This window comes from Agromyces arachidis, from assembly GCF_052805135.1.
Genome location: NZ_JBRBDK010000002.1, coordinates 366,200 through 378,212 on the forward strand (window position 1 = coordinate 366,200; position 12,013 = coordinate 378,212).

At 71.7% G+C, this 12,013-nt stretch carries 12 protein-coding genes and 1 tRNA gene; 8 read left to right on the forward strand and 5 right to left on the reverse strand.

Annotated elements, in window-relative coordinates:
* Positions 1-21: 21 nt before the first annotated feature.
* Both ACUY4T_RS04725 and ACUY4T_RS04730 read left to right on the forward strand, forming a co-directional pair.
* A complete protein-coding gene (locus ACUY4T_RS04725) occupies positions 22-984 on the forward strand; it encodes a cation diffusion facilitator family transporter (protein ID WP_446017745.1) in 963 nt (320 codons plus the stop codon).
* Positions 981-1,775, forward strand: coding sequence for a glutamine amidotransferase-related protein (locus ACUY4T_RS04730; RefSeq protein WP_446017746.1), 795 nt, complete (start codon positions 981-983; stop codon positions 1,773-1,775). The genes ACUY4T_RS04725 and ACUY4T_RS04730 overlap by 4 nt, the downstream gene beginning before the upstream one ends.
* Here the strand turns inward: ACUY4T_RS04730 and tadA are convergent.
* Positions 1,700-2,170: a tRNA adenosine(34) deaminase TadA gene (tadA, locus tag ACUY4T_RS04735; RefSeq protein ID WP_446017747.1), complete on the reverse strand. Its 471-nt coding sequence runs from the start codon at positions 2,168-2,170 to the stop codon at positions 1,700-1,702. The two genes, ACUY4T_RS04730 and tadA, sit on opposite strands and share 76 nt — an antisense overlap.
* A 54-nt stretch (positions 2,171-2,224) precedes the next feature.
* Between tadA and upp the strand changes: the two genes are divergently transcribed.
* From upp to ACUY4T_RS04755, 4 genes are all read left to right on the forward strand, one after another.
* Positions 2,225-2,857, forward strand: coding sequence for a uracil phosphoribosyltransferase (gene upp, locus ACUY4T_RS04740; protein ID WP_446017748.1), 633 nt, complete (start codon positions 2,225-2,227; stop codon positions 2,855-2,857).
* 528 nt (positions 2,858-3,385) lie between these two features.
* Positions 3,386-4,174, forward strand: a complete 789-nt coding sequence (locus ACUY4T_RS04745) for a winged helix-turn-helix domain-containing protein (RefSeq protein WP_446017749.1) — start codon at positions 3,386-3,388, stop codon at positions 4,172-4,174.
* Between the two features lie 315 nt (positions 4,175-4,489).
* Positions 4,490-4,969, forward strand: a complete 480-nt coding sequence (locus ACUY4T_RS04750; protein ID WP_446017750.1) for a MarR family winged helix-turn-helix transcriptional regulator — start codon at positions 4,490-4,492, stop codon at positions 4,967-4,969.
* 111 nt (positions 4,970-5,080) lie between these two features.
* Entirely contained in the window at positions 5,081-5,473 is a 393-nt protein-coding gene (locus ACUY4T_RS04755) for a hypothetical protein (RefSeq protein ID WP_446017751.1), read from the forward strand.
* A 274-nt stretch (positions 5,474-5,747) separates the two neighbouring features.
* Here ACUY4T_RS04755 and ACUY4T_RS04760 read toward each other — a convergent pair whose 3' ends face one another.
* Positions 5,748-6,080 (reverse strand): GNAT family N-acetyltransferase, encoded by a 333-nt coding sequence (locus tag ACUY4T_RS04760; RefSeq protein ID WP_446017752.1) that lies wholly within the window; start codon positions 6,078-6,080, stop codon positions 5,748-5,750.
* Complete coding sequence (locus ACUY4T_RS04765; RefSeq protein WP_446017753.1) at positions 6,077-6,529, reverse strand: Hsp20/alpha crystallin family protein; 453 nt, start codon at positions 6,527-6,529, stop codon at positions 6,077-6,079. Before ACUY4T_RS04765 ends, ACUY4T_RS04760 begins: the two co-directional genes overlap by 4 nt.
* Before the next feature lie 140 nt (positions 6,530-6,669).
* Here ACUY4T_RS04765 and ACUY4T_RS04770 point away from each other — a divergent pair, with 140 nt between their 5' ends.
* Both ACUY4T_RS04770 and ACUY4T_RS04775 read left to right on the forward strand, forming a co-directional pair.
* Positions 6,670-7,305: a hypothetical protein gene (locus tag ACUY4T_RS04770; RefSeq protein ID WP_446017754.1), complete on the forward strand. Its 636-nt coding sequence runs from the start codon at positions 6,670-6,672 to the stop codon at positions 7,303-7,305.
* 503 nt (positions 7,306-7,808) lie between these two features.
* The gene (locus ACUY4T_RS04775; RefSeq protein ID WP_446017755.1) at positions 7,809-9,761 is read left to right on the forward strand and encodes an alpha-amylase family protein; all 1,953 of its coding nucleotides are present in this window, start codon (positions 7,809-7,811) and stop codon (positions 9,759-9,761) included.
* A gap of 27 nt (positions 9,762-9,788) precedes the next feature.
* Here the strand turns inward: ACUY4T_RS04775 and ACUY4T_RS04780 are convergent, their stop codons facing one another.
* Entirely contained in the window at positions 9,789-11,669 is a 1,881-nt protein-coding gene (locus tag ACUY4T_RS04780; protein ID WP_446017756.1) for a glycoside hydrolase family 15 protein, read from the reverse strand.
* 121 nt (positions 11,670-11,790) lie between these two features.
* Positions 11,791-11,863: transfer RNA gene (locus tag ACUY4T_RS04785), tRNA-Arg, on the reverse strand.
* Between the last annotated feature and the right edge of the window lie 150 nt (positions 11,864-12,013).

The following is a 12,013-nucleotide window of genomic DNA, read 5'->3' on the forward strand; positions in this document are numbered from 1 at the left end:
CAGCCATCCTAGGATTGGCGCATGAGCGCATCCGGCGGCACGAAGGCGATCCTGGCGGCATTCCTCGCAAACGCGGGGATCGCGGTGACGAAGTTCATCGCGTGGTTCTTCTCGGGGTCGGCGTCGATGCTCGCGGAGGCGGTGCACTCCGTGGCCGACGCGGGCAACCAGCTGCTGCTCTTCATCGGCGGCCGCCAGGCCAAGCGCGAGGCCGACCGCGAGCACCCGTTCGGGTACGGCCGCGAGCGCTACGTGTACGCCTTCGTCGTCTCGATCATCCTGTTCTCGGTCGGCGGCGTGTTCTCGATCTACGAGGGCGTGGAGAAGATCCAGAACCCGCACGAGCTCGAGGTGCCGTGGCTGCCGATGCTGGTCCTCGTGATCGCGATCGTCCTCGAATCCCTCTCGCTTCGCACCGCGGTGAAGGAGTCGAACCTGGTGCGCGGCAAGCAGACCTGGGTGCAGTTCGTGCGCCGCGCGAAGGCACCGGAACTGCCGGTCGTGCTGCTCGAGGACGTCGCAGCCCTCCTCGGCCTCGTGTTCGCGCTGTTCGGCGTCGGCCTCACGGTGCTCACCGGCAACACCCTGTTCGACGCGATCGGCACCCTCATGATCGGCACGCTGCTCATCGTGGTGGCGATCATCCTCGGCATCGAGACGAAGAGCCTGCTCGTCGGCGAGGGCGCGAACGAGGCCGAGACCGAGAAGATCCGCGAGGCGATCCTCGCCGGCCCGGAGGCCGAGCGCATCATCCACATGAAGACCCTCTACCTCGGGCCCGACGAACTGCTCGTGGCCGCCAAGCTCGGCTTCCACGGCCGCGAGACCCTCGCCGAGGTGTCGGCGGCGATCAACGTGATCGAGCGGCGCATCCGCGCCGCCGTCCCCTCGGCGCGCGTGATCTACGTCGAGCCAGACGTCTACGTCGACCCGAACCTCGCGGCACCGCCCACCGACGCGATCGTCATCAAGGGCCTCGAATGACGGATGCCGCCGGCGCCGCCGGCCGCCCGGTCGCGCTGGTCCTCCGGCACGACTCGGCGATCGGGCTCGGCAACCTCGGCCCGGTGCTCGAGGACCGCGGCTACGAGGTCGTGACGGTCGACGCCCCCGCAGCCGACATCCCGGCGATCGATCCGCTCGCCGCCGACGTTCTGGTCGTGCTGGGCGGCGACGAGGCGGCGTACGAGACCGAGCGCTACCCGTACGTCGGCCAGGAGATCGACCTGCTCCGCCGTCGCGTGGCCGCCGGGGCGCCGGTGTTCGGCGTGTGCCTCGGCGCCCAGATGCTCGCCGCCGCACTGGGCGGGCGCGCCTACCAGGGTCCGCGGAAGGAGGTCGGGTGGCTCGGCGTCGACCTCACCGAGGCCGGCGACGCCTCGCCGGTGCGCCACGCGCGCGGCCTCCGCTTCGTCCAGTGGCACGGCGACACCTTCGACCTGCCGGATGACGTCGAGGTGCTCGCGACGTCGCCGCAGTACGCGAATCAGGCGTTCCGCGTCGGCGACTGGCTGCTCGCGGTGCAGTTCCACCCGGAGGTCACTCCGGCGATCCACGAGGACTGGCTGGCGGCCTGGGGCGACGAACTGCCCGAGTACGGGCTCACCGTCGAGGGCATGCGCGAACTGCAGGCCCGGTGCGGGGCCGACGCCGAGGCCGCGTCGCGCGCGATCCTCGGCGAGTTCCTCGACGGGCTGGCTCAGGGCCGCCGGGCGGGGTCGGCGAAGAAGTCGAGCAGCAGCCGCGAGGCGGCCTCCTCCTCGATGCCCGCGTAGACCTCGACGCGGTGGTTCAGCCGACGATCCCGCAGGACGTCGTACAGCGAGCCCGCGGCGCCCGCCTTCTCGTCCCAGGCGGCGAACACGACGGTCGGGATGCGGGCGGCGAGGATGGCGCCGGCGCACATCACGCACGGCTCGAGCGTCACGACGAGCGTGCAGCCGGTGAGGTGCCGGTCGCCCGTGACGCGGGCCGCCTCCCGGATCGCGAGGATCTCGGCGTGGGCCGTCGGATCCTCGAGCCGCTCGCGTTCGTTGCGTCCGGCGGCGATCACCTCGCCGTCGCGCACGACGACCGCGCCCACGGGGACGTCGTCGGTGGCGAGCGCCGCGGATGCCTCGGCGAGGGCGAGTCGCATCCACTCGACGTGCTCGGGCCGGTGCTGCGGCATCCGTCCTCCCGCCCTTCTCGCTGGCGGGCCGGACCCGCAACTAGACTCGAGCCTATGCGAGTCCACGTTGCCGACCACCCGCTCATCACCCACAAGCTGACGGTGCTCCGCGACTCGCAGACCACCTCGCCCGTGTTCCGGGCGCTCGTCGAGGAGCTGATGACCCTCCTGGCCTATGAGGGCACGCGCGACGTCCGGGTCGAGCCGGTCGACATCATCACGCCGGTGGCGCCGACCACGGGCGTGCGGATCGCCGACCCGAAGCCGCTGATCGTGCCGATCCTCCGGGCGGGCCTCGGCATGCTCGAGGGCATGGTCAAGCTGCTGCCGTCGGCCGAGGTCGGCTTCCTCGGCATGGCGCGCAACGAGGAGACGCTCGAGCCGACGACGTACGCCGAGCGCCTCCCCGACGACCTGTCGGGCCGGCAGTGCTTCGTGCTCGACCCGATGCTCGCCACGGGCGGCTCGCTCATCGCGGCGATCGAGTTCCTGCTGAAGCGCGGGGCGACGGATGTCACGGCGATCTGCATCCTCGCCGCCCCCGAGGGACTCGAGGCGGTCGAGAAGGCCATGTTCGGGCGCGACGTGACCGTCGTGCTCGGCGCGGTGGACGAGAAGCTCAACGAGCACGGGTACATCGTGCCCGGCCTCGGCGACGCCGGCGACCGGCTCTACGGCACCGTCTGACCGGGCCGCCCGCCGGCTGCGGGCACCGCGCGATTCGCCGCAGGTCGGCGAGCGTCGCAGGTTCTTCGGGCGCGGACACGCCGACTAGGATCCAGTTTTGCGATATTCGATGAATTCGGTTTTCATCGAAGCATCTTCCACGACGAACGTGCCGCACGGGGGACCCCGGCCAGCCGCCGGGCGCCTCGTGCACCGCGTGCGACGCCGCGGGGCGTCATCCGCCGTCACGGTTTGACACATCGGCGACGCCTCGCTTGACTTCCCCCATGACCGACACCGCACGCCCCCTGATCGCCCTCGAGGCTCAGAGGAACCCCGGCACGATGATGCCGGCGCGTGCCGCCATGTGTTGTCGAATGTGCCGCTGACCAGCGAACCCTCCGCCGAGCCACGCGCCTGACCCCACCCGGGTCCTCGCTGCTCCGTCGAACCCGATGCGCTTCCGGGTTCTCCCGGCCCACCGATGGGCCTCGCTCTCCGACCCCCTCGAGCGGGGTCGACGACGCATCTTCAGCACAAGGATCAGCCATGTCCCTCGCACTCGCCCACGCCGCCCGCCCCACGCACCCCGCCGCGCGCCCTGCGCCGCGCCCCGCCGCCGCGCCGCGGCCCTCCGCTGCGCCCGTCAGCGCCGGGCCGGCCACCCGTCCCGCACCGACGCCGCCGAGCGCCGGCGACCGTCCGTCCCCGCGCGTCCGCGCCGTGCCCGAGGGCACGGAGGCCCGCGGCTTCGTGCTCTACGTCGGGGTCGACGAGACCAAGGCCGCCGCCGACGGCACGACCCTGCACCGGATCGTCGCCGAGCTCCGCCGGCTGACGGCGGAGCTCGCCCCATCCGCCGAGACCCACGCCGCGGTCGCGCTCGCCCCGCAGGGCGCCGGAGGGCGCGACGTCGACGTGGTCCGCCTCGCGCTCCAGGATCCGGCCGCGCTGGCGAAGCAGCGCGAGGAGCAGGGCGGCCTCCACGACGACGCCGACCGGCACCCCGACGGGGTCATCATCGACATCTCGCGCAAGCGGGTGCTGCTCGACGGCGAGGCCGCCGGGCTCACCTACAAGGAGTTCGAGCTGCTCCAGTACCTCGTGCTGCGGGAGGGCCGCACCATCGACCGGCACGAGCTCATCGACGGGCTCTGGTCGGACGAGGACGACGTGCCCAACGAGCGCACCATCGACGTCCACGTGCGGCGCCTGCGCGCGAAGCTCGGCCACTACCAGGATATCGTCCGCACGGTCCGCGGCGTCGGCTACCGATTCGACCGGCACGCCGACGTCTCGATCCGGCAGGCGTCGACGCCGAGCCCGGACGTCTTCTAGCCTCCCGGGCCGATCGGACCCGGATCCGCGGCGCACGGGTCTAGCGCCCGTTACCGATCCGTTATATATTCGGAGGGCGCCGGTCGTTTGCTGTGGCGGCCGACGCGAATGTGATTGCAGGACACTCTTGGTGCAAGGGCGAGGGCCGGTCGTCAGCCTCTACGACCGGCCCTCAACCGTCTCTCGTGTCCCCAGAACGGGTGACGCCGACGCCAGCCGCACTCCGCCGCGGCGTCCGCCTTCGTATTGTTGGGTGATCGGCGACGCGCCAGTCCGGGCGCGGCCGGGTCGCCTCGACGGACGAAGGGAGCACGCGTGGCGGATCGCGCAGCGGCGGTTGCGGCTTGGGAGGCGCTCTTCCGCGCCCAGGTGCAGGTGATGCGGGGGCTCGCCGCCGAGTTCCCGACGGCGCTGATGTCGTTCAACGAGTACGACGTGCTGCTGTACCTCTCGCGGGCGCCCGAGCGCTCCCTGCGACTGAAGGAGCTCAACCGCCACGTGCTCATCTCGCAGCCGAGCGTGAGCCGGCTCGTGGATCGCCTCGCGACGCGCGGCTTCGTCGAGAAGACCGACGATCCGCGCGACGGCCGCGGCACCCTGGTGCGCCTCACCCCGCACGGCTTCGAGCAGTTCCGCCGGGCGGCGATCCTGCACATGCAGTCGATCACCGATCGCGTGGGCGACGCCCTCGACGACGACGAGCTCCGACAGCTCATCGAACTGTGCGACAAGCTCCGCGAGGCCCAGGAGGACCGCTCGGCTCGGCCGCGCTCCAACACGCCGATCGTCGACTAGGGCGTGTCGCTGAGTCGACTCGGGGTGGTCGTGGGCGAGCCTTCGACTCGTGCCTCGTGAGGTGATCCCCGACGAGGCCCCCGGACCTACGACGACACGAGAGGCTCATCGATGACGCTGGACGCACACGCCACCACGACGGGCAGGCCCACCGCCACCGGGCTGCGACGATTCTCCGCGTACGCCCTGCAGGCGCTGGGAGCGGTCATCGGGGCCAGCGCAGCCGTCTTCACGCTCGCGTTCGTCCCGGCGTGGATCGCCGGTGCAGCATCCCAGACGGAGTACGGGCGATCGGTGAGCCTCGGCTGGGACGCGTTCTGGCTGGCCATGGTCGTCGTCCCGGCCGCCGCCGTCGGGACGGTGATCGCCACGCTCGCGCTGCTGATCCTCCGCGGCCACCGCCGCAGCCCGGTCGGCTACGTCCTGATCGGCGTCGCCGGACTGGGGCTGGTGGTCTCGGTCGCCGGGTTTCTGGTCATCCAGGCCGAGCGCGGCCTGCTCTGACACGGCGCGTCGGGAGGACATGACGGTGGGGCGGGAACCCTACCTCCCGCCCCACCGCGGCCTCTGAGAGGCCCTCCCCGCCGAGCGACCCGAACTGAGCTCGGCGAGCTGAATCCCGAGCGACCTCTGCTGGGACATCCGGTCGCAAATGACGTCGATCGACGTCTGCCGGGTTCGGGGACCCGGGCTCGGGTTTTGAGGAATCGTATCGTCCGGCACCCGGGGGCCACACCGCCCCAGACCGGGGGACACGCGCTCGGGGGCCGACGCGCGCTCAGCCTCCGCTCGACCCCTCGGTCGCGCGGACGCCCTCGGGCCACTCGATCGACTCGTCGTACTCGCGGTGGCGACGCAGGTACGCCGCGATGAACGGGCAACGCGGCACGATGCGCTCGCCGCGGGCGATCGCATCCTCGATGACGTGGCGGGCGATGGCGGAGCCGAGCCCCTGCCCCTCGCGACCGGGGAACACCACGGTGTGCGTGAACACGATCCGACCCTCCGGGCGGAGGCGGAACTCCGCGAAGCCGGCGTACTCGCCGTCGACGTGCATCTCGTAGCGACGCTCGTCCTCGTTGCGCTCGAACCGCACCTCGCGGTCGGTCACGACTCGACCGGCCGGATCGTGTCGCCGCTCGACACGACCGTCGGCGAGGCGTCGGCCGACTCGACCACGATCTTGCGCGGCTTGGCCTTCTCGCTGACGGGGATCGTCACGCTGAGTACGCCGTTGGCGTAGTTCGCGGAGATGCGCTCGGTGTCGATGCCCTGCCCGAGGCTGAGCTGGCGCAGGAACGAGGCCGCCTCGCGCTCGCGCGTGATCCAGGTGACGCCGTCTCCCGAGGGCAGCGTGCGCTCGGCGCGGATGGTGAGCAGCTGGCCGTCCACGTCGATGTCGACCGACCCCGGGTCGATGCCGGGAAGGTCGGCGGTCAGCACGTAGTGGTCGCCATCGCGGTACAGGTCCATCGGCATGCGGCGCGGCCCACGACGGGTCGTGTCGAGGAACGCGGAGGCGAATCGGTCGAGTTCGCGGAACGGGTCGGTGGTGGCCATGATCGGATCTCCTCTCTGTCGCGACGAAGTTGAGTCTCATCGACTCATGCTTGTCTCGATGATACGAGTTGAGCCGATTCGACTCAACTCTCCATGAGGATCCAACGCGCACCGGCGGCGGGCATTCCGGCGGATGGGTGGTGACGACCAGCGCGATGAGCCAGGCGAACACGAGCGCGAACGCGACGACCTCGAACACCGTCAGGGAGACCAGCCCGAGTCGGTCGTACGCCGCCCACGCCGCGACCTCGACCGCGAGGGCCGACCGCGAGACCCGGACCAGCCGGCGCGGCATCCGTCGCACCCACCACGACGACGTGCCCGCGAGCACGGCGAACGCCGCGCCCGCCACGCTGGCAAGCACGTTGTGGAGCACCTCGTCGGCATTGATCGGCACCATGCCGACCCCGGCGAGCGCGAGTCCGATCACGACGACGAGCGCCCGGACGACGCCGACCGCGCTCCGGCGCACGCCTGGGATGCGGTCGAGGCCGTGGGCGAGGCGGCCCGCCATCGCCGCCATCGCCGCGCCGGAGAGCACCAGCGCGCCGTTGAAGCACACCGCCGCGAGATCGCCCGACGTGCCGAGGGTGCTGAAGTTGCGCGCCCACCACGCCCCCGTCGAGGTCAGGCTCATGCTCGCGAGGCACCCGGCGGCCAGCACCATCGCCACCACGTTGAACGACCGATACGCCGATCGCCGATGCGCGCGCCGGTGGAGCGCACCCGTCAGCGCGCCCATGGTCCCGGCGGCCAGCGCGCCGATCCCGGCGTGACCGCCGGGCACCTGGTCGAACGCAGCGGCGGACGACTGGACCGCCAGGCCGGCGATCGTCGCCCAGACCACGGCGTTGGCGACCGCTCCGCCGTCCGCGGTCTTGGGCGCCGCCGCCGCGCCCATCGCGCCGAGCAGCAGGACCGACGCGACCGCGGCGATCGCGACGCAGGCCGCCTCGACCCCCGCCCGGGCCGCCCCGTCCGATCGGGCATGCGGCAGGTGGAGCAGTTCGCACGCGATCGCCAGCGCGACGGCCGCAGCGACGGCGAGCATCGCCGATCCGAGCGCGGCACGGCGCAGGACCGGCACAGGATCGAACGCGGCTCGCGCACCCCTCATCGCAGCACTCCGAATCGCGGGCAGGACCGGGCAAGCCTAACCACCGAGGGGGACTCGGAACCATCCCCGGGCGCCGCTCGCGATCCATGCCGAGGCGATTCACAGCAGGAGGGTCGCCGCCGCCCCTCCCCCATCGTCGCCGGATGCGGCAGGCTGGGCAGCATGGCACGCCTCGGAATCGACGCCGCCGTCGACCTCGCCCGCGTCAGGGAGCGGCTGCCCGCGACCTCCGCTGCGGACGACGCCCTCGGCACCCGCCTGGCCGCGCACTTCCCCGCCCTCCATCGGCTGTTCGGCCGCCTCTACGGCGAGCGCGACGATGCGCTCGACGCGCTGACCGGCGTCATCGTCGACGCGGCGGCCTCGTGGGCCGAGCGCCCCGACGACCTGAAGCTCGCCGACGCCCGACGCGAGCAGGACCGCGACTGGTACCTGTCCAACCGGATGCTCGGCGGCGTCTGCTACGTCGACCGATACGCGGGCGACCTCGCCGGGGTGCGTGCGCGCATCCCGGAGTTCGTCGACCTCGGCCTCACCTACCTGCACCTCATGCCGCTGTTCGCGGTTCCCGAGGGCAACTCCGACGGAGGGTACGCCGTGTCGAGCTACCGTGCGGTGGCGCCGCACCTCGGGACGATCGACGACCTGCGGGGCCTCGCCGCCGACCTCCGCGCGAACGGCATCTCGCTCGTGCTCGACTTCATCTTCAACCACACCGCGTCCGACCACGAGTGGGCGCGGAAGGCGATCGCGGGCGATCCCGCGTACGAGGACTTCTACCTGATCTTCCCCGACCGGACGATGCCCGACGCGTACGAGCGGACGGTGCGCGAGATCTTCCCCGACGACCACCCCGGCTCGTTCGTGCAGTTGCCCGACGGCCGCTGGATCTGGGCGACGTTCCACTCGTTCCAGTGGGACCTCAACTACGCCAACCCGGCGGTCTTCCGGGCCATGGCCGGCGAGATGCTGTTCCTGGCGAACCTCGGCGTCGACGTGCTCCGCATGGACGCGGTCGCCTTCATCTGGAAGCGGCTCGGCACCGCGTGCGAGTCGCTGCCCGAGGCCCACCTTCTGCTGCGGGCGTTCAACGCCGTGCTGCGCATCGCGGCGCCGTCGCTGCTGTTCAAGTCGGAGGCGATCGTGCACCCCGACGAGGTCGTCGAGTACATCTCGCTCGAGGAGTGCCAGCTCTCGTACAACCCCCTGCAGATGGCGCTCACCTGGGAGGCGCTCGCCACGCGCGACCCGCGGATGCTGCAGCAGGCGCTCGAGCGCCGTCACGCCCTGCCCGACGGGTGCTCGTGGGTGAACTACGTGCGCGGGCACGACGACATCGGCTGGACCTTCGCCGACGAGGATGCCGCCGAGCTCGGCATCGACGGCTTCGACCACCGGCGGTTCCTCAACGCGTTCTACGTGAACCGGTTCCCGGGCAGCTTCGCGCGCGGCGTGCCGTTCCAGGAGAACCCCCGCACGGGCGACGCCCGCGTGGCGGGCACGACCGCATCGCTCGCCGGGATCGAGGCGGGCGACGCGCACGGCGTCGATCGGGTGCTCCTCGCCCACGCGATCGCGCTGTCGACGGGCGGCATCCCGCTCGTCTACCTCGGCGACGAGGTCGCCCAGTTGAACGACTACGGCTACGTCGACGACCCGGCGACGGCCGACGACAGCCGATGGGTGAACCGTCCGCGATACCCCGCCGCGGCGTACGAGCGGCGACACGACCCGTCGACGCCCGCGGGCGCGGTGCACTCGGGCCTCTCGCGCCTCATCCGGGTGCGCCGCGAGACGCCCGAGCTGGCCGACGGGCGGCTCCTGCCCTTCGACGCGAAGCACCCGAGCGTGCTGGCGTACCAGCGGCCGGCTGCGGGCGCCCCGGCCGGCGACGTCCACGCGGATGGCGCGCCCGCCGCTCCGGTCGTGCTGTGCCTGGCGAACCTCGGCGACGAACCGGCGGCCATCGCGCCCGCCACCTTCTCGGGGTTCGCCCCCGACGCGCACGAGCTCATCTCGGACCGCCGGGTGACGCTCGAACGCGGACTCGTGCTCGATCCCTGCCACGTGGCCTGGCTGCGGGTCGCGCCGGCGCCCGCGCCCCCGCGGTTCTGAATCGGCGAGCGGGCCGGGCGGCCGTCGTCAGTCCGAATGCCCGGGGCGACGCACGACCGGGGCGACGTAGCCCGAGCCGTGGTCGAGCTGGAAGTCGAGGTTCACCGCGGCGTTGATGAGGGCGAGGTGGCTGAACGCCTGGGGGAAGTTGCCGAGCTGCTCGCCCGTGAGGCCGATCTCCTCGGCGTACAGCCCGAGGTGGTTGGCGTAGGTCAGCATCTTCTCGAACACGAGCCGCGCCTCGTCGAGGCGCCCCGAGCGCGCCAGCGCGTCGACGTACCAGAACGAGCACAGCGTGAAGGTGCCCTCGGTGCCTTCGAGTCCGTCCGGAGAGGAGCGCGGGTCGTACCGGTAGACGAGGCTGTCCGAGACGAGCGCTTCGTCGATGGCCTCGAGGGTCGACATCCACAGCGGGTCGCGCGGGATGACGAAGCCCATGAGCGGCATCCGCAGCAGTGACGCGTCGAGGACGTCCCCGCCCTCGAACTGCACGAACGCGCGACGCTCCGCGTCGAAGCCCGTCGCCATGATCGCCTCGTAGATCCGGTCGCGCTCGTGCGTCCAGCGCGTCATCGACGCGGGGCGACCGTGGGCCTGGGCGAGGCGGATGCCGCGATCGAGTGCGACCCACGACATGAACCGGCCGTAGGTGAAGTGCTTCGGGCCCCCGCGGGTCTCCCAGATGCCCTCCTCGGATTCGTCCCAGTGGTCGCACAGCCAGTCGAGCACCTCGCGCGTCTTGGCCCATCCCGCGTGGGGCAGCGCGAGCCCGTTCGCGTCGGCGAGGTGGATCGAGTCGAGCGCCTCGCCGTAGATGTCGAGCTGAAGCTGGTCCGCCGCGCCGTTGCCGATCCGGACCGGCCGCGACTTCCGGTAGCCCGAGAGGTGCTCGAGGCTCTCCTCCTCGAGATCGCTCGATCCGTCGACGCGGTACATGACCTTGAGCGGACCGGACTCCGAGCCGACGCTCTCGTGGATGCGCTGGAGCAGCCACCCCACGAACGCCTCGGCCTCCTCGGTGTACCCGAGGCACAGCAATGCCGACACCGAGAACGACGCATCGCGGATCCACGTGTACCGGTAGTCCCAGTTCCGCTCGCCGCCCACCTTCTCGGGCAGCGCCGCGGTGGGCGCGGCGACCAGCGCGCCCGTCGGCGCGTACGTCATGAGCTTGAGCGTCATCGCGGATCGCGCGACCATCTCCCGCCAGCGTCCCCGGTACGTGGAGCGGTCGTTCCAGCGTCGCCAGTACCGACGGGTCTCGTCGAGCATCCGGTCGAGCTCGGCGACGTCGACCTGGCGCGCGTCGACGTCGCCCGTCTCGAGCATGACCCCGGTGCGCTCGCCGGCCCGCAGCGTGATGGTGACCTTGATGCCGTCGCCGACGACCTCGACCCGGCCGGCCTTCCGTCCGCCGTGCAGCACCGGGTCGCCGACGCGGTGCAGCGTCATCACGAAATCGTCCGACACGAACTTCGCACCCACGCCCGCCGGTTCGAGCCGGTGCGACGCGCGACCGTAGTCGAAGCGCGGCTGGACCTCGCCCTCGAACGTCATCTCGCCGCGGACGACCCGGATCATGCGGACGATGACGTGGCGGTCGGTGACCGTGCCATCCGCCACCGGCATGAAGTCGACGACCTCGCCGACGCCGCCGTCGGTGAGGAACCTCGTCACGAGGATGGCGGTGTCGGGGAGGTAGAGCTGCCGGGTCGTGTACTCGGTGCCCACCGGCCGGACCCGGACGAACCCGCCGCGCTCGTGGTCCAGCAGGGAGCCGAAGACGCTCGGCGAGTCGAACCGCGGAGCGCAGAACCAGTCGATCGTGCCGTCGGTGGAGATCAGTGCCGCGGTCTGCAGGTCGCCGATGAGGCCGTGGTCGCTGATGTCCGGGTACTTCTTCGCCATGCGCCGCCGCCTTCCCCCACGGGAAGCGTGGCATGCCCGGAATGCGCCCGGCAAGCAATCGGCCCGACCGACGAACGAAGCCCCGGACTCGCACGCTGTGCGAATCCGGGGCTTCACCCTGCGCGCCCGGAGGGACTCGAACCCCCAACCTTCTGATCCGTAGTCAGATGCTCTATCCATTGAGCTACGGGCGCATGGGATGCCGCCTGTGCGATCTCCGCTCATCAGGCAACCCCGTTACTTTATCCCACGCGGCGGCGGTGCGCCAATCGAGCGACCGAGCCGGGCGCGTCGGCCGCACCTCGCGCCCGCCCGGGCTCCCGGCGCCGTCGCCGCGGGCGCGG